Below are 22,143 nucleotides of genomic sequence, written 5' to 3'. Positions count from 1 at the left end.
CGCCGGAACCGCCTCTAGCGTTACGCCGTCCGGATCACTGGACCGCGTCCGACACGCTCAGCGAGTACTTGATACCGCAACAGAGTGACAAAAGGTGGGACAAAGAGTGGTTCTGGACCGTTATCCCGCCGCGACCAAACATTGACCAGTGATCCAGTTCACCGCCGGATCCGACCCGTTCGAGTGAACTCGGCCAGGCACCTCCCCCGCCGGGAAGCGCGTCATGCTTCGGCCGCTTCCCGCCGAAAAAGCGTTGCGAGCGTACGTACCGTAGGTCTCATGGGATTCGGGTACGGGGTCTTCTACCTCTGATCAAGGACGTGTGCCACCGCGCAACACGTCCTGATTTCGCGTACCCAGAAGAGGATTCCCGTGCGTTCGCATGTCCATTTGTCGACCCAAGACCTCACCAAGGGCTATGAGACCGGCCCCGTCGTCGACGGCATCACCCTCACCGTCTCCGCGGGGCAGCGCCTCGGCGTCATCGGCGAGAACGGCCGCGGCAAGACCACGCTCCTGCGCCTGCTCGCCGGTGACCTCGCGCCGGACGGGGGAACCATCACCCGGCACGGCTCGTTGAGCCTGGTACGCCAGGAAATGTCGTTCCACGACAGCGAAACGGTGGGGGATCTGCTGTCCGAAGCGCTGCGCGGAAGCCGTCGCGCACTGTCCGAACTGGACAGTGCGGCGGAGCCGTTCGACGAGCAGCGCTACGCGCGAGCACTGGCCCACGCCGAGGAGATCGAGGCGTGGGACGCCGAACGCCGCGCCAGGATCGCCCTCGCGGCACTCGACGCCGATCACGCCGAGGACACCCCGCTCGGGCAGCTCAGCGCGGGCCAGCGCTACCGGGTCAGGCTCGCCTGCCTGCTCGCCGAGCGCGCGGACCTCCTGCTGCTCGACGAGCCGACCAACCACCTCGACGCGGGAGCGCTGGCGTTCCTGACCGAACGCCTCCGGCAGCACCACGGCGTCGTGGTGCTCGTGAGCCACGACCGGGCACTGCTCGACGACGTCTGCACGCAGCTGCTCGACCTCGACCCGTCCCCGGACGGCGAGGTGCACCTGCACGGCGGCGGCTACCGGGCGTTCCGGGAAGCCAAGCTCGCCGAGCGCCGGCGTTGGGAGCAGCGGTTCGCCCAGGAGGAGGCCGCGCACGACGAGCTGGCCGGGAAGGTCGAGCGGGCCAGGGCTCGCCTGCAGGACGGCTGGCGTCCTCCCAAGGGCGCGGCCAAGCACAAGCGCAGCACGCGCGTGGCGAACAGGGTCCGGACCGTCGCGCGCAGGCTGGACGAGCTCGACGACCAGCGCGTCGCCGCTCCCCCGCCGCCGTTGCGCTTCACCCCGCCGGAGCTGGCGGCGAGCGGCGAACTGCTGCACGCCACCGCGCTCACGGTTCCCGGGAGGCTCGCGCTCACCGAGCCGATCTCGCTCGGCGCCGGCGAACGGCTGCTGATCACTGGGCCGAACGGCGCCGGCAAGTCGACGCTGCTGAACGTCCTGGCCGGCCGGCTGCCGCCGGCCACCGGAACGGTCTCCCACGCGGGCCAGGTCGGCCTGCTGGCCCAGGAGTCCGCGTTCGAGGACGAGGACGCCACCGCGGTGCGGCTGTGCCCGCGGGTGGAGGAGCTCGGCCTGCTCGGCGGGCAGGCCCTCACCCGCCCGGTCGGCCGCCTGTCCACCGGTCAGCGCAGGAGGCTGGAGCTGGCCATCCTGCTGAGCCGCGGCCCGCACGTGCTGCTGCTGGACGAACCGACCAACCACCTGTCCATCGCGCTGGTCGACGAGCTCACCGAAGCGCTGCGCGGGACGCGGGCAGCGGTGGCCGTCGCGACCCACGACCGGCAGATGCGGACGGATTTCGCTTCGTGGCGGTCGGTAACCCTGAAATCAGCTTCACGAAGTCATGAAAGTTCTGTAGCTTCAGAAGAAGGTCTTCTGCCGAGCACTGGGAGGTGTGCGAGATGACCGAACTGATCTCCGACGAGCTGCCGATCACGCGCCAGCACCCGTTCGACCCACCCGCCGAGGTCACCGAGATCCGCGACAAGGCCCGCATGAGCAGACTGAGGTTCGCCGACGGTCACCTCGGCTGGCTCGCCACCGGGCACCACCAGGTGCGCGAGGTCCTGGCGAGCCCCAAGTTCACCAACGACCCCGCCAGGCACCACCAGTCCGACGCCCGGTTCCAGGGCGAGGTGCCCCCGGAGCGCCGCAAGGTCGAGCCCGGCATGTTCCTCAGCCAGGACCCGCCGGACCACACCCGGCTGCGCAGGATGCTGCAGGGCCAGTTCACGGTCCGCCGGATGAACCAGCTCGCCGAGTGGATCGGCACGATCGTCGACGACCAGCTCGCGCACCTGCGGTCGCTCGGCGGCCGAGCGGACCTGGTCAAAGAGTTCGCGATGCCGGTGCCCTCACTGGTGATCTGCGCGATCCTCGGCGTCGACTACGACGAGCGGCACCGCTTCCAGGAGGACACGGCGAAGATGCTGAGCCTGGACTCCACGTTCGACGAGGCCATGGCGGCCATCCAGCGCGTCCAGGCGTTCATGCGGGAGCTGATCGCCCGCAAGAAGGAGAACCCAGGCGACGACATGATCAGCGACCTCATCGCCACCGGGGAGCCGACGGACGAGGAAGCGTCGAACATGGCGATGCTGCTCCTGCTCGCCGGGCACGAGACCACGGCGAACATGCTGGGCCTCGGCACGTTCACGCTCCTGCAGCACCCCGACCAGCTCAAGGTCCTGAAGGACGAGCCGGAGGTCATCGACAACGCCGTCGAGGAGCTCATGCGGTACCTGTCGATCATCCACTTCGGACCGGTGCGCACCGCCACCGAGGACGTCGAGATCGACGGGCACCTGATCAAGGCCGGTGACACGGTGCTCATGCACGTGCCGGCCGCGAACCGCGACCCGGAGAAGTTCCCCGGCAACCCCGACGAGCTCGACCTGCGCAGGCCCGCGTCGGGCCACGTCGCGTTCGGCCACGGCATCCACCAGTGCCTGGGCCAGCAGCTCGCCCGCATCGAGATGCGGATCGGGTTCTCCCGGCTGTTCCAGGAGTTCCCGGACCTGCGGCTCGACGTCGACCCCGAGGAGGTGCCGCTGCGCACCGACATGGGGATCTACGGGGTCCACTCGTTGCCAGTAGCGTGGTCGGCATGAAGATTTCCGTCGACCAGTCGCGGTGCTGCGGCTCGGGGATGTGCGTCCTGACCGACCCGGACCTCTTCGACCAGAACGAAGAAGACGGCACGGTGGTGCTCCTGGTGGAGCACCCCGGCCCCGGGCACGAGGCCACCGCGAAGGAAGCGGCGAGCCTGTGCCCGGCGGGCGCGATCACCGTCAGTTGATCCCGCAGCCGTCGGTGCCGGGCGGCACCCGTGCCCCGTCGCCCGGCGCTGACGGCTGTCCGGACCCTTGCGCTTCCCGGTGAGCGCCGGGCCGGTGCCTGCCACGTGCGGCCGAGTCAGGACCTCGCCAACCGCGACTCGTCGACCTCCGCCGGAAACCCGGCCGCGGTCAACGCTCACCCGGCACCGACGGCTGTCCGAACCCGCACGCCTCCCGGTGAGCACCAGGCCGACGCCTGCCACGTGCGGCCGAGTCAGGACCTCGCCAGGCGCGACTCGTCGACCTCCGCCTGGAACCCGGCCGCGGTCAGCGTCTCCTCCGCCTGCCGCCAGTGCTCACGGGCCTCCTCCGTGCGCCCGGCGCGGTCCAGGGCGTTGCCGAACACCCGCAGCGACCGGCCGAACTCCGGCGGCGAGCCCATCTCCCGCGCCTGGTCCAGCGCGAGCGAGGCGAGGCGCAGGGCCTCCTGCGGTTCCTCCGCGAGGCCCGACCTCAGGCGCCACACCCAGATGCGGCCCTGCCGGTCGTCGTGCTGCTCGAAGAACTCCCAGGCCTGCCGCAGCTGCTCCTCCGCCAGCGGCACCTGCCCTGACCGGATCAGCGTGTCCGCGAGGAACAGCCGGATGTTCGCCGCCATGTCCGGGTCCCCGAGCTTCTGCGCGGCGGCGAGCGAGGACCGCAGGAACTCCGCCGAGCTGCGCAGGTCGCCGGTGAACTGGTGCAGCCGCCCCAGTTCCAGCGTCGCCATCAGCTCGCTCTGCTCGTCCCCGAGCTGCCCGGCGAGCCGCCGCGCCCGCTCCAGGTAGTCCTGCGCCGCCGCCAGGCCGCCCGCACGCCGTTCGATGGCCCCCAGCGAGCAGAGCACCTCGATCTCGCCGTGCGGGTTGCCGGACGCGACGAACCGGGTCATGGCCTCGCGATGTGCCTCGCGGGCCTGCGCGGAACGGCCGCCCCACTCGTGCATCCAGCCCATGCCGTACCAGCCGTAGGCCTCGCCCCACACGTCCCCGGCCGCGGCGAAACCCTCTTGCGCCGCCTGGAAGTTCTCCGACGCCGCGGCGTAGTCGTGCAGCCGGGCGCGCAGGATCGCGCGCTGCTGGAACAGCACCGGCCTGCGCTCGGGCGGCGCGCACGACAGGCCGAGGTCGTTGAGCTGCTCCCAGTCGTCGAACCGCGCCCGCAGGTCGCAGAACGCCGCCGAGCGGATCGCGAGCTCCGCGGCCAGCGCGCCCAGGCCCAGCGCGGCGGCCTGGGTGATGACGGCGTGCAGGTTCACCCATTCCGCGTCGAACCACTCGGCCGGGTCGCCGAGGTCGAACCGCTCCAGCGCCACGGGTTCCAGCCGGATCGCCTGGTGCGGCAGCTCCACGTCGGCCCGCGTCACGAGGTCGAGCCACTGCTCGAACAACGCCTTGAGCGCCACGGCGGGGTCCTCGGTCGCCGCCTCGCGGCCGAACGCGCGCAGCAGGTCGTGCAACCGGTAGCGCACCTGTCCCACCGCGTCGCGTCCCGCGTAGTCGACCAGGCGCGCGTCGACCAGCGCCTCGACGTGGTCCTCCGCGTCGTCGAGGCCGAGGCCCAGCAGCGGTGAGGCCACCCACGCCGGGAAGTCCGGCGTGTCGAGCAGCGACAGCAACCGGAACGCGGTGCGGTGCGACTCGTCCAGCCCGTCGTAGGACAGCGCGAGGCAGGCGCGCACGTCGAGGTCGCCCAGCGACAGCTCGTCGAAGCGGCGGCGTTCGTCGGACAACCGGCCCGCGAGCTTCGCGAGCTGCCAGTGCGGCCGCGCGACCAGCCGGGCCGCCGCGACCCGCAACGCCAGCGGGAGCTTGCCGCAGTACGTCACGATCTCCTGCGCCGCACCGGGTTCCGCGGCGCACCGGGTCTCCCCGACCGCCGCGCGCAGCAGTGCCAGCGCATCGGCGGACGGCAGCACGTCCAGCGGCACGACGTGCGCCGCCTCCAGGCCCGCGAGCGCCGCGCGTGAGGTCACCAGCGCCGCGCCCGAGGTCGTCCCCGGCAGCAGCGGGCGGACCTGGGCCTCGTTGGTCGCGTTGTCCAGCACGACGAGGATCCGCCGGTCCGACAACAGGTCCCGGTACAGGTCGACCCGGTCCTCCACGGTCGACGGGATCGCGCCCCCCGACACACCCAGCCCGCGCAACAGCCGGTCGAGGGCGGTGGCGGGCTCGACGGGCTTCTGCTCGCCGCCGCGCAGGTTCAGGTAGAGCTGGCCGTCGGGGAAGGCGTCGCGCACGGCGTGCGCGCACTGAACGGCCAGCGAGGTCTTGCCGACACCACCGGGCCCGGTGATCGTCCACGTCCCGCCGGAGCGCAACCCGGCCGTGAGCCGTGCGACCTCCTCGGCGCGACCGGAGAAGTCGCCCACCGCGGGCGGCAGCCAGGAAGGTCCGGATTGGACGGTGACCGGCGCGCACGACCCGGCGAGGACCTCCATGTGCAGCGCGCGCAGCTCCGCGTTCGGGTCGATGCCGAGCTCGTCGGCGAGCACCTCGCCGGCGCGGCGGTACACGTCGAGCGCCTGGGCCTGCTGTCCGGAGCGGTGCAGGGCGAGCATCAGCTGGTACCAGAAGCGTTCTCGCAACGGGTGTTCCGCGACCAGCGACCGCAGCTCGTCGACGATCTGGTCGTGCCGGCCGAGCTGCAGCTCGGCGTCGTTGCGGCGCTCGAGCACCTCCCAGCGCTGCTCGTTGAGGCGCTGCACGTCGGTCTGCTCCATCCGCAGCGACGAGACCTGGTCCAGCGCCGGGCCGCGCCACAACGCCGCGGCCTCACCGAGCAGCCGGGCCTCGGTCTCGAGGTCGGGCGCGCGCCGGGCCTCCGCGCGCAACCGCTGGAACGTCAGCAGGTCGAGCTGGTCGTCCTCGACGTGGATCGAGTAGCCGGTCGGCCACGTGCGCACGAGCTTGCGGTCGGCGAGGTCGTCCAGCGATTGTCTCAACCGCATGATGTACGTCTGCAGAGTCGCGCGCGCTGATCCGGAAGGCTCTTCGCCCCAAAGGTGTTCCATCAGCTCGTAGGACGAGACCGGCGCGTTGGCCTTCATCAACAACGCGGCCAGCAGGACCCGCTGCTTGGCCGAGCGGAGCTCCACCACCTCGCCGGAGTCGATGACCTGCAACGATCCGAGAACCCTGAACCCCCACCGCCGTTGCATGTCACCGATCCTAACCAGCCGGTAACCCTGAGTGTCAGCGAAATGTCAGCGGCGGTCGTGATGCTCACACCCATGAAGAGGTCAGCACTGATCGCCGCGGGTGCGGTGCTTCTCGGTCTGGTCACCGCCACCAACGCGGTCGCCGAGAGCGCTCCCGGCTGCGGGCCCGTCACCCAGATCGGCAGCACCGCCTACATCGGCGACAACGGCCAGCGGTGGGCGTCGGTCAAGCAGTTCAAGGGCTGCGGCAAGAACTGGGCCTACATCTACACCTGGGACTCCACGCACAGCGCGGGCGCCCCGTACACCCCGGAACTGGTCGTCATCGAGAAGTGGGCCAGCACCAGCGCCCGCGAGCCGTACGGCCACGCGGGCCTGCGCAACGGCGGCTACCGGCAGCAGGAGCTGTGGTCCGGCGGCACCGACACGCTGAGCACCTGCACCTCCGCCTACGCCGAGTGGAACTCCGGCGCCATGACCTACCGGGCGCGCACCGACATCCGCTGCTGACGCACCGAGCCGGAGCGGCATCCAGGGCCCCCAGCTCGATGCCGCTCCGTTCATGGTGTCGCCGGGATCCGAAGCCCAAACCTCTCCTCGGATCCCGGCGATGCCGTCCGCCGCCTCAGGCGGCTCCGCGTGACGCCGACATGAACGTCCTCAGGCTCGCCGACAGCTCGTCCGCGGCCTCGTTGCCCCGCAGCCGGTCGGTCTCCTGCTTCAACGGCCGCATGCGGTCCCGCGTGCGGATCGAGCGGATCGGGCCGGACACCTCGATCGCCTGCTCCCCGATCTCGCGCGCCTGTTCGGGCTCGTTCTGCACCAGGTAGTTCACCGCCAGCGCGGCGAGCCGGAACGACTGGCTGCGCGACGCGTCCCCTCCCGCCGAGGAAATGGCTCTGGTGAGCAACGGAATTGCGGTTCGCGCGTACTTCACATCGCACGTGCGCGCGAGCTCGGTGTGCACCATGCCGCCGATCGAGATCAGGTCCGCCAGATCGAAGAACCGCGCCCACGGCGGTGCGTCTTCCGTCTCCGCGCGGTCGAACTCCTCCTGCGCACGGGCGAACTGGCGCAGCGCCTGCTTTTCCGCACCCATCTTCGCGAACGCCCACGCCTCGTTGGCGTGCAAGATCGACACGGCCAGGGTCGAGCCGCTCGACTGCGCGAGGGGCAAACCGTGGCGAAAACACGACAAAGCATCCTCGGGCAGTTCGTAGTGCAGGTGCACGCGACCCATCCGATAGTGGATGTTGGCCTCCAGCGCGCTGTTGCCGGACTCCCGCGCGAGTGCCATCGCCCGCCCGAAGTGCAGGTGCGCCGACTGCAGGAGACCCATGTCGAACGACGCCCATCCGGCCAGGTTGTGCAGGTCGGCGATGGCCACCTGGAGCCGGTGCAGCACCCGTCCGGAAGAACCGGCGTCCAGCAGCGGCGTCGCCCAGTTGAGCAATGCCACGCAGGCGTCCCGGCACGCCCCGCCACCGTATTCGTAGTCCAATGCGCGAAGTGCGCCGGTCAGCGTTTCCACGTGCCGCACGTCGGTTTTGTCCACGCGAGCTGGAAATGCGTCGCCGTTGAACATCGCTGTCCCTCCTGACGTGCGCCGGTCACCCGTTGTACGAATACCCGTTACACACCGCTGATACTCGCCGCGCCGTTGCCACCATCCCGTTGCCCGGGCTGGTCCGGAAGGGTCTTTGGACTCTCCGGAGGGGTACGTGCGCGACCGCCACTACGCCGTGGCGGTCGCGCTTACGATTCTGGACGACCACGGTGATCGGAAAGAGGCCATCGAGGTGTCGGTGAAGTGCGATCGGCTCGATTTCTCGTGACGGCGGCTCACCGGAACGGCCGATCAAGTCACCCTTCCGGGCTCATGCGGCTGGTTCCGGCGTTCGGTGACCCAGGTGGCGATCTGCGCGCGTGAGCTGAACCCGAGCTTCTGCAGGATCCGCTCGACGTGCCCCTCCGCGGTCCGGCGGGCGATCACCAGCCTGGCCGCGATCTCCTTGTTCGACAAGCCACCGGCGATCAGCTCGGCCACCTGCTGCTCGCGCCGGGTCAGCGGGGTGGGAGCCGCCGCCGGCCGCGGCCGCTCGGCGAGCTCCTCGCCGATCGCGAACGAGATCGCGTCCTCCAGCTCCAGGTCCATGCCCTTGCGGAAGACCGCGCGGAACTCCTGCTCGCCCAGCGCGGAGATGGCCGCGGACTCGCACTCGCCGTGCGGGGCGCCGAAGTGGCGCGAGCCGAACATGGGGTAGCCGACCGACTGCCAGATCTCGCTGGTGGCGCCCAGCAGCGTCGCCGCGCGCTCGGCGTTGTCCCGCGAGGCCGCGATCCAGGCGAGCACCTCGATCGCGAGCACGATCCCGAGCAGGTCGTGGAACGTCCGCTTGATCCGCAGGCACTCCCGGCCGAGCCGGTCGGCGCGTTCGAAGTCACCGCTGACCCACGCGCACAGCGCCAGCACGTAGATCGCGTACGCCTGCGCCCAGAGCTCGCCGTGCTCCTCGCCGACCGCCTTGGCCTCGAGGCAGAGCCGTTCCGCCGTGCCGAAGTCGCGCTGGAACGTCGCCGAGATCGCCCGCTCGATGCCGGCGAGCATGGAATGGCTGTTGACGACGCCGTGCCTGCGGTAGAGGGAGATCGCCTCCTCGAACAGCCGGTCGGCCACGTCCAGGTCGTCACCGATCAGGTGCGTGCAGGCCAGGCGGTGCGTCGAGTAGGCGAGCGCCTGCCCGTCCCCCGACTCGACGGCGTAGTCGTGGCATTCCCGCAGCATGCGCACCGCGGCGGGGATGTCGCCCTGCAACGTGGCGACGTACCCGTTGATCCACAGGCCTTTCGCCCGCGGCAGCCCCCGCACCGGTGTGCGCAGCGCGCGGTCGAGCCAGTGACGGCCCTCGCCGAGCATGCCGCAGCCCGCCCAGTAGAACCACAGCGTGCTCGCCAGGCCCAGGCACTGCTCACCGTCGTCGTCGAGGCAGAAGTCCAGTGCCGACCGCAGGTTCGCCTGCTCCAGGCGGGTGAGGTCGAAGATCCGCGGCTGGCACGGCCCGAACCACTCCTGCTCGCGCCGCCGCGCCCACTCGATGAAGTGGTCGCGGTGCCGTTCCCGCACCACCCGCTCATGGCCGGCGGCGCGCAGCTTCTCCAGACCGTACTGCCGCAGGGGCTCCAGCAGCCGGAAGCGGGTGCCGGACGGGTGCCGCTCGGACACCACGACCGACTTGTCCACCAGGCCGCTGAGCGCGTGCATGACCTCGTCGGGCGCGACGCTCCCACCCGCGCAGACCTGCTCCGCCGCCGGCAGGTCGAACGTGCCGGAGAAGACCGCCGCCCGCGCCCACAGGACCTGCTCGGACCGCGTGCACAGGTGGAAGCTCCAGTCCACCGCGGCCTGCAGCGTCTGGTGCCGCGGGTCGCCGCCGCGCTTGCCGTCGCCCAGGACGCGGAACGTGTCGTCCAATCGGGACAGCAGGTGTTCGAGCGTCAGCACGCGCAACCTCACCGCGGCCAGCTCGATGGCCAGCGGGATTCCATCGAGCAGTGCGCAGATCCGGCTGACCTCGTCGAGGTTGCCCTCGTCGAGGACGAAGCCCGGCTCGACGGCGGCGGCCCGGTCGGCGAACAGCGCGAGGGCGGGATCGCGCGGCAGCGGCGCAACCTGCCACAGGTGCTCGCCGTCGACGCCGAGGCGTTCCCTGCTGGTCACCAGCACGCGCAGGCCGGGAGCCCCGCGCAGCAACGCGTCCACCAGCTCGGCGGTGGCGTCGACGACGTGCTCACCGTTGTCGAGGACGATCAGCAACTGCCGGTCGCGGAGCTGTTCCACCAGGACGGTGCGGTGCCGGCGGACCGTGTCGTCGTGGATGCCGAGCTGCTCCAGGACCGTGTGCACGACCAGCTCGGGGTCGGTGACACCACCCAGTTCGACGAACCACACCCCGTCGCGGAACGCCCGCTGCATCTCGGTGGCCGCCCGCAGCGCGAGCCGCGTCTTGCCGACGCCACCGACACCCGTCAGGGTGACGAGCCTGGACTCGGACAGCAGCCTCCTCACCTCGGCGACGTCGTTCCTGCGGCCGACGAAAGTAGTTGTGTCAGCAGGTAAATTGCCTGCGCGACCTGGGGAACGCGAACCGCCCACAGCGGAACCCTAGGTCGGCCGGATCTCCCGCTGCAATGCGGTCCCCCGGAGGCACCAACGGCGAAACGGGTAGTTACCCCCTAGGACACCCACCGCGGCGTTGCCAGCCTTGGAGGTTGCGCAAACGCTTGTGGGAGGGACACGGATCATGACCGGCGACGGCCTCGAGGTCGACATCCGCGAGCAGAACGGTGTGCTCGTGGTCCGGTTCAGCGGGCGGCTCGACTGGTCGACGTACATGCGGGTGCAGGACGTGTTGCTCGACTGCGCCACCAAGGAGCTCGTCGGCGTCGTGGTGGAGCTCGACGACCTCGTCGCGGAGTCACCCGCGCTGCTCGTGGTGTTCGACGTGGTGTGGCTGTCCGCGGCGCGCTGGCCCGGCATCTCCCTGAGCCTCGTCGTGGGTGACCACCGGCTGCGCTCGACGCTCGAGTCCCGCGGCCTCCCCCGGCACATCCCGTTGCACGCGACGACCTCGACCGCGGTGGCCGCCGTGACGCGGCTGCGGCACGAGGACCGGGTGGACGCGACGCTGCCGACGTGCCGCTGCCTGCCGCACGTGGCCGAGCGGATCACCGAACGCGCCTGCGAGCGGTGGGGCGTCCAGTCGATGCTCGACGTGGCACCGCAGGTGGCCGTCGAGCTGGTCTCGCACATCGAGGACGACGGCCCGCTCACGTTGCTGCTGCGCATGCGTGGCGACAAGCTGTCCGTTGCCGTGCGCACGACCGCACGCCTCGACCTCAAGCAGTGGCACAACATGAGGCACGACGTCGCGTCCATCGCCGTCTGCAACTTCAGCATGGGTGAGACGCCGGCCGGTGGCGGCCGGCACATCATCTGGGCGGTGCTCGACGTGCCGGAGGACAGCCAGCGGCCCCCGGGCTCTCTCCGGGAGGCCGCCGTCTTCACCCACCGGGCTTAGCGCTTCCGGGTCGTTCTACCGGGCGCTGCTCGCCGCGATGCTGGTGCGGCACGCCCTGACGACCTGCCGGTTGGCCGCGGTGTCCGGCGTTCCCGTTCCGCACCGGGGGCAGAACAGCCGGGCTGTCGTCCCGTCGACGACCACGTCGAGGGGGCGGCGGCACGGACGGCACCAGCGGTGCCCGGTGACGGGGATGACGTGGTCCGGTGAGCCGACGCACTGGTGCAACCAGCGGCGATGCAGCCCGCACGTGACTCGGGCGTGGGGGTCGAGACCGAGTTCCTCGGCCAGGTCCTCGCCGTCGAGGACCGCCGCCAGGAACGTGCCTCCTGGCTCGGAGGAGGTCACCAGCCGCAGGTGCGCGCGTCGCCTCATGACGCCGATTCTGCTCTCCCGGAGGCGGACCAGCATACCCGCATTAATACCTGTTCAACCGGCGAATTCCGGCGAATTCCATTCGCGGTGGAAGCCTCTTCTCACTTCCCGCTCGGCATTCTAGGCTCGTGTTCCGACCGGCGCAGAGGTGTACTACATGGCGAATCCTGCGTATTTTCCTCCCCCGCACTCCACCCGCATCGGGATGAGCGATGTGGAACAGCTGGAGTCGCAGACGCGTTCCCTGCGTTCGGTGGACTACCGGCACGGCGGAGGGGCGTGCCGCGACGCCGTCGTCGTGCGGATCTACTGGGCGCAGCAGCTCCTGGCGGCCGAGGCCTCGGACAACGTGCGTGCGCGCCTGATGTCCGCCGTCGCCGATCTGCACAACCTGGCCGGGTGGACGTCGTTCGACAGCGGGCAGGCCGGAGCGGCGTACCACCACTTCGATCGCGCGCTCGACTTCGCGCGCGGCGACGAGGACCTGACGGCCAACATCATCTACCGGCGTGGCCGGGTGCACCTGCACCAAGGCGCGCCGGGTGACGCGCTGGCGTATTTCCAGAGAGGCGCTTTCGCACCGTTGGCGTCGAGCATCATGTTCACGAATGAAGCGTGGGCGTACGCGCGCCAAAATCGTTCCGAGGAAGCGTTGCGCGCATTGGGCAAGGCACAGGACTCGTTCGCCCGCGCGGACGTCTCCCCCGTGCCGGACTGGGCGCGGTTCCACGACGAGACCGACCTGACGGCGATGATCGGCGTCATCCACACCGAGCTCGGCGACACCCGGCAGGCGATCCCGGCGCTGTCGTCCGCGCTCGCCGGCTTCGGCCCCGCGATGGCCAGGAGCTGGACGTTCTGCCTGATCGCGCTGGCCTCGTGCCACTTCCTGGACGGCGACCTCGACCAGGGCCGCACCGTCGGCATGCGGGCCGTCGGCGTGGCGGAGGAGCTGCGGTCCGAACGGGTGTGGGACCGGATGCGACCGCTCGAACAGGCCGCGGCGGCGCACGGCGTCGCGCTGCGGTGATCTTGCTGGGGTGATCTTCTTGGGGTGATCTTCGCAGAACCCGAACATCCGGCGGACCCGGCTCTGACGGGTTCTCGCCGGAAGGAGACGTGGCCTTCACCATGGCCCTGCCACCGCCCGCTAACACGATCGGGTGATGTTGCGATCTGTCCACCATGGGGGACACGACCGCATGGCTGATGTTGGCGGCAGGCGACGACCGTGCGCGCGCGAGCAACGACGGCTACGACGACGACCCGTCGTCGCACTACAGCTGGGACAGCACGGTCCCGAACCACGCCAAGCCGGCCGAAGGCCACGTCATAGTCCTGTGGGACAAGAAGCATCTGCTCGGCGCGTCGGTGATCGAGAAGATCGACCGCGGCCGCGCGCCGAAGGACATCCACAGCTGTCCTCGGTGCGACAAGGCGCGGATCGAGTTCCGCACCACGCTCCTACCGCGCATCAAGTGCTACAACTGCGGCCACGAGTTCGACGAGCCCAAGACGCGCACCGCCGATGTCGACACCTACCGCACCCGGCACGACGCGGGCTGGATCGACCTGGCGGGCCGGTTGGACGGCGCCCGACTCCGGGAGCTGTGCGTGAGCCCGAAATCGCAGCTGAGCCTGCGCCCGCTCGACTACGACCGCTTCCGCGCCGCGATCGGTGAGGCGCCGACGCCCACCTCGCTGGCACCGCTGGAGGCAGCGGCGAAGTACGTGCGAAGCGGCCACCGCGAGGCCTTCGTGCGGGTGCGACGCGGGCAGGGCCCGTTCCGCAGCGCGCTCCTGGCGAGGTACGGCGACGAATGCGCGTTCACCGGCCGCATGCCCGTCGACGCGTTGGAGGCGGCGCACCTCTACAGCTACGCCGCCACCGGCACTCACCACGACGAGGGCGGCCTGCTGATGCGCCGCGACGTCCACAGGCTCTTCGACCTGGGCTTCCTCGCGGTGCGCCCCGACACGTTCCACATCGACGTGCACCCGGTCCTCTCACCCTACGAGGACTACGCGAGCCTGCACGGCAAGCCCTTGCGGCCCAGACTGACCACAGCGCAACGCGAGTGGCTGCGCAAGCACTGGAAGCAGATGCGGTCTACTTCGCCTGGGGGAGCTTGACCTTCTTCTTCGCCCCCGGCGCAGACGGCGGCGGCACCACGGGCCCGATGTCCCCGTCCGGAGCCTCGTCCAGATCCACGATCACCGGCGCGTGATCGCTGGGACCGGTGCCCTTGCGCGCATGCCGGTCGATCCACGCCGCCTTGGCCCGCGGCGCCACGGAGTCCGACGCGAGGATCAGGTCGATCCGCATCCCCAGGTCGCGGTGGAACATCCCGGCCCGGTAGTCCCAGTAGCTGAAAATCCGTTCGTTGGGCCACCGGTCGCGCACGACGTCGTGGAACCCCAACGCCTCGATGGCTCGCAACGCGGCGCGCTCCGGTTCGGTGACGTGCGTGTGCCCGGCGAAAGCGTCGGGGTCGAAGACGTCGGCGTCGGCAGGAGCGATGTTGATGTCACCGCACACCACGGCGTCCTTGGGCCCGGCCTCCAGCACGTCACGCAACGCGGCGAGCCATTCGAGCTTGTACTTGTAGTGGTCGGACTCGGGCTCACGGCCGTTTGGCACGTACAGCGAGTGGACGCGCACTCCGCCGCACGTGGCGGCCACGGCGCGTGCCTCGACGTGCGGGAAACCCGGTGCGCCGGCCACTCCGACCGCGACGTCCTCCAGCCCCACGCGGGACAGCAGCGCCACGCCGTTCCACTGCGGCTCGCCGAACAGCGCGACCTCGTAGCCGCGTTCCTTCAGCGCGTCGCCGAGCAGCGCGGTGAAGGCGTCGTCGGCCAGCTTGGTCTCCTGCAGGCACACGACGTCCGGCTGCCGCTGGTCCAGCCACGGCAGGAAGCGGGGCACGCGTTGCTTGACGGAGTTCACGTTCCAGGTCGCCACTCGCACCTGCTCCACGGTAGTCACCGCGGCTCGAGCCCGCATCGAACGGGCTCGGCCAGGCCGCGGGCCGCGACCCAGGCGACCAGCGGCAACACCACCAGCGACAGCAGCGCCCATTGCAGCGTGGCCGCCGACGCGAGCGCGCCGACAGCGGGAGCGGCCAGACCGCCGACGCTGACCGCGAGGCCGAGAGTCACCCCGCCGGCGGTGCCCAGCCGGTTCGGCAGGTAGTCCTGGCCGAGCGTCGTGTGCAGGGAGAAGGGGACGTACAAGGTCACCGCCGTGAGAGCGACGAACACGTACACCGCCGGCCCCGGTGCCAGCGCGACACCGGCCACCGCGGGCACCCCGAGCGCGTACGACACGCGAACCACGCGGATGCGACCCCAGCGTTCGGCGAGCACACCGCCGAGCAACGTGCCCGCGGCGCCGACGCCGAACAGCACGACCAGCGCGACCGATCCCGCGATGAGGCCGCCGACGCGCTGCGCCACCCAGATGGCGAGGAACGTGCCGAGGCCGAACGTCACCATCGAGCGCGCGATCACCACGACGGTCAGGCGGCCGAACTGGCGCCAGTCGTCACGGCCGGCACGGATCTCGGGCTGGCCGCCGTTCCCGCGCGCACCGCGCTGTGCCACCCAGGTCAGCACGCCACCCACCAGTGCGGGAACGGCCAGCACCGGGCTCGCCGCGAGCCCGCCGAACGCCAGCACCGGCGTGACGAACACCGGCCCCAGCGCGAATCCCACGTTGCCGCCCAGCGCGAACCAGCCCATGCCGACGTGTCCGCCGCGGGAGACCCGGCGGGCGAGCCGCGCCGCCTCCGGGTGGTACGCGGCGACCCCGAGACCCGACAACGCGACCGCGAGCCACGTGAAGAGGTACGAGGAGCTCAGCCCGCACAACCCGATGCCGGCACCGGCGACGATCATGCCGACGGGCACCAGCCACGGCATCGGACGTCGGTCGGTCAGCACGCCGAACAGCGGCTGCACGACCGAGGACAGCAGGGTCGCGGCGACCGTGATGCCGGCCGCCGCGAGGTAGCTGTAGGAGCGTTCGGCGACCAGGAACGGCACCACGGCGGGGACGGCTCCCTGGTAGAGGTCGTCCACCGCGTGCCCGGCGACCAGGACCGTCATCCGCCATCGCGAGTTGTTCACGCACTGATCGTCACGCCGGTCGCATGTTCCCGATTCCGATATTCTGCCGACATATGTCGAATTCGCGCCATCTGCCGACGGCGCCGACCACGAGCCGCGACCTGGCGGCCGCCAGTGGTGTGGCCGCGCACTGGCACGACGAGCACCAGATCGTCTACGCCAGCCGTGGTGTCGTGGCCGTGCACACCGACAGCACGAGGTGGATCGCCCCCGCCCACCGCGCGCTGTGGATTCCCGCAGGCACTGTGCACGCACACCGCGCATACGGCGTGACACGGCTGCACTTCCTCGGTCTGGCCCAGAATCCGTTGAGACTCGACGAGCCGACGGCTCTCGTCGTCTCCCCGCTGCTACGCGAACTGCTGATCGCCTACACCGAGCTGGAAGACGCGGAAACCCCTGCGGGGAAACGGTTGCGCGCGGTGCTGCTCGACCAGCTCGCGACCTCTTCCGAACAACCGGTGCGCGTGCCGACCGCCCGTGACCCCAGGCTCGCGGCCGTCTGCGCGTTGCTCGAGACCGACCCCTCGGATTCACGCGGTCTCGAAGCACTCGGCCGTGCCGCGGGCACGAGCGGCCGCACCCTCACCCGGTTGTTCCGCGAGGACATGGGAATGACGTTCCCCCAATGGCGCACCCAGCTACGGCTCTACCACGCACTGCGCCTGCTCGCCGAAGGCCACCCGGTCACCGCCGTCGCCCTGCGGTGCGGATTCGCCACCGCGAGCGCGTTCATCGACGTCTTCCGGCGCTCTCTCGGCGACACCCCCGGCTCATACCTCTAAAGCGCGGAGAACACCTCCTCCGCCCGGTCCCGCTCGACGAACATCTGCCACGCGGTCTCGGCGATCTCGTCGGGGTCGAGGGTGTGCCCGGTGAGGTCCCCGAACTGCTCCGGCCTGCTCGCCACCATCTTGTGGATGTCGCCGCGCTCGACGACGCCCCCGATCGTGAGCGTGCCGGCGTACACGCCCTTGTCCGCGAGCGCCGCGTTGAGCGTCACGGCGTAGTTGCGCAAGGCGGCACTCGACAGGGCAAGCGCACCCAGCACCGGCATCGGCCGCACCGCGCTGAGACCACCGGCGAACAGCAGGCCGCCGCCCCCGCGTTCGACCATGCCCGGCACCAGGCGCCGCGTGACGTCGATCGCCGGGTAGAGCCAGTTCATCGCGGCGCGCGCCTCGTCCGAGGTGGTCGTCGTGATCTCACCGGGCATGTCGTCCAGGTCGGTGCCGCCCGGCCCGTAGTACACGGCGTCCACCGGCCCAAGGCAGTCCACAATGGACGACAACTGCGCGCTGTCCCGCACGTCGGCGGCGAACGCCCGCGCATTCACCCCCGCGCCGGCAAGAGCTTCCAGGTACTCGGCGTGCCGCTCACTGCGTCGCGACACCACCACGACGTCGTAGCCCTCACGCCCGAAGCGATGCGCGACGGACATGCCCAACCCGGGACCAACGCCGAGCACGAGTGCGGTGGGAGACATGGGTTTCTTCCTTCCGGCCGCTAATTCGAGGCAACCCTCGACTTGCACCGCCGACGCTACCACAGAATTCGAGGGCACCCTCGACTTAGCTGGTGCGTAGGATCCGCACATGGTCATCGCGTCGAGGCCCCTGCGTGCGGACGCGGCACGCAACCGCGAGAAGCTGCTGGCGGCAGCCGCGGCGCTGTTCGGCGAACGCGGCCTCGACGTGCCCATGGAACACATCGCCCGACGCGCCGAAGTCAGCATCGGCACGCTCTACAAGCACTTCCCGACCCGCGAGGACCTGGTCGCGGCGATCTTCCCCGAGCGCCTGGCGGCCCTGGACGTCATCGGCGAGAAGGCCTTGGCCGACCCGGACCCGTGGCGCGCGTTCGTCGGCTACCTCGAAGACCTCTACGCCCTGCAGGCCGCGGACCGCGGCCTCAACGACGTCCTGGCCCGCGACCTCCCGAACGCCCCCGAGGTCGTGTCGGCCTGCCACCGCGGCGCCGGCCACGTCGAGACCCTGATCATGCGCGCCATCGCGGCCGGCACGCTCCGCCCCGACTACTCCGTCACGGACATGGCCACGCTGACCAGGGCGATGGCGCAGGTGATCCGCGACTCGCCCGACGAGTGGCGGCGCTTCCTGTCGATCTACGTCGAAGGCCTGCGCAGCTGAGCCTGGTGGGGCAGGTGGGGCTCGAACCCACGACCTGACGGATTATGAGTGTCCAAGGTCACACCTTACGGCCTGCTACCTGCGACAATAGGGGGCTCACCATCGAGCGAATGCCGCATCGTCGGCGTTCGCGAGCCACGTTCCATGGACGCCTCCATGGACAGATCCAACTGTCCACAATGGACCAGTCGAACACCGCGCGGACACGTGCAAAGATATGCAAGTGCATGACGACCAAGCAAATAAAGACGCAACAGTTCCAGAAAGCGTCATCCCGCCAGCATCGCTAGGGAATGAAAAGCCAACGCGCAATATCAGACCCAAAAAAACCAGTCGAAAGAAGTGGCGCCATCGAACTTCGATCCACCAATTGAAGAGCGGCGACCCTTACGCCACACCAGCACGAAGGACTGAAATTGACGCGGAGATGAATAATCGGTTCATGCCTCCGCCGGACGAGTCTCTACATCTAGCCAGCTTCACCCTAATCGAAGCGTATACACCAACAACAGTGTACCGACTGAGTGAATCGCTAAATAAACTTCAGAATCGCTTGGGAGGGGCACCGACTCCGGCCATTGAGCACTTGGAGCGAAGCCGCAATCTCGGCTTAGCTGGCGGCTGGGTAAACATCGACCTAATCAGACGCCCTGGAAAATGGGTGCACCCATCTGGGTACATAGATCCAACACTGCCAGAAGGCATCAGCGCAGCCACAACAACAATTGTTACAGCCACACCATCACTAACAATCCTGGTTTGCACATTCATACTGGAGGAAGAAGAGGGAAACCTAACTAAACCACTCCTAGAAACTCACCAGACAGAATACGGAAAAGTCAATGTATTCGTCGAAGGTGCGCTCGGATCGCTGCGCTCGAAGATTCCTTGGGCGCGACCAAGAAGATTCAGCACCACCCGGAACACAAAAATGGTCTGGCAGCTAAAAAAGGAGGAAACTGACGCCATCTTTGAACGATATGAAGCACCCTGCTCGGAATGGTTTGAATCTAGGTTTCCGGGAAGATTCAGTGAGGAACTCCTGGAAAGTCGACCAAAGGCCCGTCTAATCGTTACCCGCAAGGAAAAACCCATTTCCACTGGCGGCCTAACATGGACAACTGCAGCAGGAATCAATTCACACTGGGACCTATGGGCGAGCACTTCGCCGGAAGGATGGACAGCGAACGTCGACCGATTCCGCAATCAAAATAGCGTCCTTACATTCTCCGGAGTCCGCGCCGTCCTTGGAGAGCTGACGTCAGGACCGGACGACGAACGAGAATCCAAATGGACGATATCTCAGGGCTTCCATGAGGAGTTCGCACAGCTAATTTCCATCTGGGGTGTGTCGCAACTACTTGATGTATACATGAGACACCTGTCACACCTCCGCGATACTGTTGCAGCCAGAAAACAAAGATTTCGCCCTGTTGCCCAAGCTCGCAAACTAGATAACTACATCATGCGAGATGGCATCGACCTATCGATGATTGCCGAAGAAGTCAAAACACACTCAGACGCGCTCTCGGTTCATAGATACACGAGTACGAGGTTCATTAGAGCGGATGACTCACGGGGACCAAATCATCCACCAAGCCCTGGGGCGGCATCTCAGGACCTATCTAGTAGTATTCTCAGCGCGATTTCAGATCGCGCAGATCAACTCGTAACTAGCTCGCGTGCCGCAACAACTGGAATTACGGCCTCCGCCGAGCTTCGCCAATCTATTTCAAACGCCAGGCTTCAGCGGTCGACGTTGACGATAACACTAGTAGCGCTTGCGGTAGCAGTGGCAAGTTTGTATGTCGCGTGGGTAACCCTGAAGCAAGCTGAGTCCGACAAGAAGAAATCTGATCCAGTAATAACTGTGACGATTCAAACTACACCTTCAGCATCCCCTACCTCCGCGACCCCATAGCCCAAAGGGCCTACCAGACTATCTGACAAAATCCGCATTAAACCCCACGTTGTACTACTAATTCAAGAGTATCATTATCTAATTGGTAATCATACAACCTGCAGACCAAGAATTGATCCAGGAAGGCAAACTCACAACACATCAAGACGCGCTCAACTTGAAAATATTGCCCTAACTCATCTTTCGAAGTACGCTACCGGCGTGACGGAGTATCCAGAAAAGCTTAGATGGAAGGTTCATGGCGAACGGAACGTTTACGACAACCGCTGGGTGAAGGTGAATCTTGTCGACGTCGAGCCGCCAGACGGAAGTCGATTTGAGCACCACGTCGTAAAGCTCGACCACGTCGCCGTTGCCCTCTTGGTGAACGAGCGCGAGGAAGTTCTAACTCTCTGGCGATACAGGTTCGCTGTCGACCAGTGGGGATACGAGTTGATCGGCGGTCTTGTAGAAGCTGGCGAGGAACCAGCAACTACAGCCGCACGCGAGGCAGTGGAGGAAACCGGATGGCGCCCGATTGGCGCGCCCGAGCACATCGGAACATTCCAACCATTGCCGGGCATCATCGATTCGCCCGTAGATGCTTACCTCTGGCGTACAGCGGAGAAGGTCGGCGAGCCGACCGATGAAGAAGAAGCCGCACGGATCGAATGGATCCCAGTTGACCGCGTCTTGGACCTCGTCCGGCGGGGCGAAATCCTTGGCTCCGGCGCGATCATCCCTCTCCTCTATTATCTAGCCTCGCGCAACACTGGGACCTCTGGGTCCCGGTAGCTCCAGATTCGCGAGACGCTGCCGCTGACGGTCAGACCCGATGCGCTTGGCGAGCTGACGCGCAGTTTGCGCGTGCCGCATCGCTCCCCTGCTGTCGCCAGCGGCGGCGTACGCGAACGCCAGGTCCACATAGGTGTTCGTCAGACCACGGATCGCCGACCACTCCGGGTTGGCAAGATCCCGCATGGAAGCCTCAAGCTGGACGATCGCGTCAGGGTCTCCCAGCCGAAGTAGCGCGTTGCCACGCCAACGTGTGAGCTGGCCTTCGTTCAGCAGCAGGAACGGCATCGCCGGATCGACCGAGTTCGTTGGCAGCAAAGAACTTGCCGTATCGAAGGCACGGAACGACTCGTCCCGGCGGCCGGCTGCGGCCAAGCCTTCACCGTGCGCAGCAGCGAGCCAGCTCTGCAGCAGCGACGGCGCACGGTTCTCCGCGACGTACCGCGCGTACTCCAGCAACTCGACCGCCGCGTCGGCTTCACCGATGTCGAGCAGGATCACGGCCTGCTGCGCCGCCGCGTGCGCCAGCAAGTACGGCGAATCCGCTTCTCGCGCAGAGACTTTCGCGTCTTCGTGGTACTGCCATGCCTGGAGTTGTGATCCCCGGTCCAGCGCTGTCCACCCTGCCAGCGTCCGAGCGTCGGTGAGGATCGCGGCCAGACGTTCACGTAGCCGGGAGTTCACGCTGAAGACCCGCACGGATTCGATCTGGCGCACAAGGCTGTTGAGCTGATCAAGCACCACGACCGCGCCGAACTGGCGGTCGGAGCGGCGAAGGTCGTTGACCTGACGCTGGAACAGGTCGAGCGTCGCGGTGTCGATGGTCCGCGCGACGACCAGGCGGTCGCGAAGCTCTTCGGCGGACTGGTTGAGGACTTCCGGTGGGAAGCCAAGCTCTTCGTTCGAGCGGCCGTAGACCTCTCGGAACAGCCGCCGGTAGCCAGGTTCGGTCACCTCTACGTGGCCGTTCTCCCAGCGCGAGATCATGATGTTCAGCGCTGACTGCGACGCCACGCCAACACCGATCTGCGGACCCCGTGTCAGGAAGTATCTGACGACGTGTTCCTGGGTGTGGCCCAGCTCTTCACGGACCGCCTGCAAGCGCGTACGCGGCGGTTCTCCCCTTCTTCTTCTCGTCACGTTCCCCCGCTCCCCAACGGTCGTGACCTGCGAA

Annotated in this window: 18 protein-coding genes and 1 pseudogene; 11 read left to right on the top strand and 8 right to left on the bottom strand. The window is 68.1% G+C overall.

Features of this window, described 5'->3' with window-relative positions:
• Positions 1–342 precede the first annotated feature (342 nt).
• From BMW88_RS12230 to BMW88_RS12220, 3 genes are read left to right on the top strand one after another with little or no spacing between them, the layout of a single operon-like run.
• Positions 343–1,968 carry an ABC-F family ATP-binding cassette domain-containing protein gene (locus BMW88_RS12230; protein ID WP_425434652.1) on the top strand — a complete coding sequence of 542 codons (1,626 nt, stop codon included), beginning with the start codon at positions 343–345 and terminating at the stop codon, positions 1,966–1,968.
• Positions 1,965–3,173 carry a cytochrome P450 gene (locus tag BMW88_RS12225; protein ID WP_089950800.1) on the top strand — a complete coding sequence of 403 codons (1,209 nt, stop codon included), beginning with the start codon at positions 1,965–1,967 and terminating at the stop codon, positions 3,171–3,173. The genes BMW88_RS12230 and BMW88_RS12225 overlap by 4 nt, the downstream gene beginning before the upstream one ends.
• On the top strand, positions 3,170–3,361 hold the full coding sequence (locus BMW88_RS12220) for a ferredoxin (RefSeq protein WP_089951080.1): 192 nt from the start codon (positions 3,170–3,172) through the stop codon (positions 3,359–3,361). Before BMW88_RS12225 ends, BMW88_RS12220 begins: the two co-directional genes overlap by 4 nt.
• A 254-nt stretch (positions 3,362–3,615) precedes the next feature.
• On the opposite strand, the gene BMW88_RS12215 is transcribed toward BMW88_RS12220, so the two are convergent.
• Entirely contained in the window at positions 3,616–6,540 is a 2,925-nt protein-coding gene (locus BMW88_RS12215; protein WP_089950799.1) for an AfsR/SARP family transcriptional regulator, read from the bottom strand.
• Positions 6,541–6,612: 72 nt separating this feature from the next.
• On the opposite strand from BMW88_RS12215, the gene BMW88_RS12210 reads away from it, so the two are divergent.
• Positions 6,613–7,050, top strand: a complete 438-nt coding sequence (locus BMW88_RS12210) for a hypothetical protein (protein ID WP_143116047.1) — start codon at positions 6,613–6,615, stop codon at positions 7,048–7,050.
• A gap of 115 nt (positions 7,051–7,165) precedes the next feature.
• Here the strand turns inward: BMW88_RS12210 and BMW88_RS12205 are convergent.
• Together BMW88_RS12205 and BMW88_RS12200 are read right to left on the bottom strand one after the other, a co-directional pair.
• Positions 7,166–8,182 (bottom strand): annotated as a pseudogene (locus tag BMW88_RS12205) (NsdA family TPR-like regulatory protein); the annotation flags it as partial.
• Positions 8,183–8,398: 216 nt separating this feature from the next.
• Complete coding sequence (locus BMW88_RS12200) at positions 8,399–10,606, bottom strand: ATP-binding protein (RefSeq protein WP_177221067.1); 2,208 nt, start codon at positions 10,604–10,606, stop codon at positions 8,399–8,401.
• Between the two features lie 235 nt (positions 10,607–10,841).
• Between BMW88_RS12200 and BMW88_RS12195 the strand changes: the two genes are divergently transcribed.
• Positions 10,842–11,618, top strand: a complete 777-nt coding sequence (locus BMW88_RS12195; RefSeq protein WP_089950795.1) for an STAS domain-containing protein — start codon at positions 10,842–10,844, stop codon at positions 11,616–11,618.
• Between the two features lie 15 nt (positions 11,619–11,633).
• On the opposite strand, the gene BMW88_RS12190 is transcribed toward BMW88_RS12195, so the two are convergent.
• Positions 11,634–11,993 carry a hypothetical protein gene (locus tag BMW88_RS12190; protein ID WP_245777731.1) on the bottom strand — a complete coding sequence of 120 codons (360 nt, stop codon included), beginning with the start codon at positions 11,991–11,993 and terminating at the stop codon, positions 11,634–11,636.
• A gap of 157 nt (positions 11,994–12,150) precedes the next feature.
• On the opposite strand from BMW88_RS12190, the gene BMW88_RS12185 reads away from it, so the two are divergent.
• Together BMW88_RS12185 and BMW88_RS12180 are read left to right on the top strand one after the other, a co-directional pair.
• Positions 12,151–13,023, top strand: coding sequence for a tetratricopeptide repeat protein (locus tag BMW88_RS12185; RefSeq protein WP_143116046.1), 873 nt, complete (start codon positions 12,151–12,153; stop codon positions 13,021–13,023).
• Between the two features lie 179 nt (positions 13,024–13,202).
• Positions 13,203–14,126: an HNH endonuclease signature motif containing protein gene (locus BMW88_RS12180; protein WP_143116045.1), complete on the top strand. Its 924-nt coding sequence runs from the start codon at positions 13,203–13,205 to the stop codon at positions 14,124–14,126.
• Here BMW88_RS12180 and BMW88_RS12175 read toward each other — a convergent pair.
• Entirely contained in the window at positions 14,104–14,964 is an 861-nt protein-coding gene (locus tag BMW88_RS12175) for an exodeoxyribonuclease III (RefSeq protein WP_425434648.1), read from the bottom strand. The genes BMW88_RS12180 and BMW88_RS12175 overlap by 23 nt on opposite strands.
• 14 nt (positions 14,965–14,978) lie before the next feature.
• The gene (locus tag BMW88_RS12170; RefSeq protein WP_342715053.1) at positions 14,979–16,124 is read right to left on the bottom strand and encodes an MFS transporter; all 1,146 of its coding nucleotides are present in this window, start codon (positions 16,122–16,124) and stop codon (positions 14,979–14,981) included.
• A 53-nt stretch (positions 16,125–16,177) separates the two neighbouring features.
• Between BMW88_RS12170 and BMW88_RS12165 the strand changes: the two genes are divergently transcribed.
• Positions 16,178–16,909: an AraC family transcriptional regulator gene (locus BMW88_RS12165; protein ID WP_089950790.1), complete on the top strand. Its 732-nt coding sequence runs from the start codon at positions 16,178–16,180 to the stop codon at positions 16,907–16,909.
• Here BMW88_RS12165 and BMW88_RS12160 read toward each other — a convergent pair.
• Positions 16,906–17,610 (bottom strand): SDR family NAD(P)-dependent oxidoreductase, encoded by a 705-nt coding sequence (locus tag BMW88_RS12160; protein ID WP_089950789.1) that lies wholly within the window; start codon positions 17,608–17,610, stop codon positions 16,906–16,908. The two genes, BMW88_RS12165 and BMW88_RS12160, sit on opposite strands and share 4 nt — an antisense overlap.
• A gap of 109 nt (positions 17,611–17,719) precedes the next feature.
• Here BMW88_RS12160 and BMW88_RS12155 point away from each other — a divergent pair, with 109 nt between their 5' ends.
• The 3 genes from BMW88_RS12155 (at position 17,720) to BMW88_RS12150 (ending at position 20,969) form a co-directional block, all read left to right on the top strand.
• The gene (locus BMW88_RS12155) at positions 17,720–18,274 is read left to right on the top strand and encodes a TetR/AcrR family transcriptional regulator (RefSeq protein ID WP_089950788.1); all 555 of its coding nucleotides are present in this window, start codon (positions 17,720–17,722) and stop codon (positions 18,272–18,274) included.
• A gap of 223 nt (positions 18,275–18,497) precedes the next feature.
• Positions 18,498–20,195 carry a hypothetical protein gene (locus BMW88_RS40895; RefSeq protein WP_143116044.1) on the top strand — a complete coding sequence of 566 codons (1,698 nt, stop codon included), beginning with the start codon at positions 18,498–18,500 and terminating at the stop codon, positions 20,193–20,195.
• A 201-nt stretch (positions 20,196–20,396) separates the two neighbouring features.
• Positions 20,397–20,969 (top strand): NUDIX hydrolase, encoded by a 573-nt coding sequence (locus tag BMW88_RS12150; RefSeq protein ID WP_089950787.1) that lies wholly within the window; start codon positions 20,397–20,399, stop codon positions 20,967–20,969.
• Here the strand turns inward: BMW88_RS12150 and BMW88_RS12145 are convergent.
• Entirely contained in the window at positions 20,931–22,070 is a 1,140-nt protein-coding gene (locus tag BMW88_RS12145; protein WP_245777729.1) for an NsdA family TPR-like regulatory protein, read from the bottom strand. The two genes, BMW88_RS12150 and BMW88_RS12145, sit on opposite strands and share 39 nt — an antisense overlap.
• Positions 22,071–22,143 lie beyond the last annotated feature (73 nt).

The sequence above is a fragment of the Lentzea xinjiangensis genome, from assembly GCF_900110955.1.
In the GTDB taxonomy this organism is placed as follows: domain Bacteria; phylum Actinomycetota; class Actinomycetes; order Mycobacteriales; family Pseudonocardiaceae; genus Lentzea; species Lentzea xinjiangensis.
This window is presented reverse-complemented; position numbering and strand designations above follow the sequence as displayed.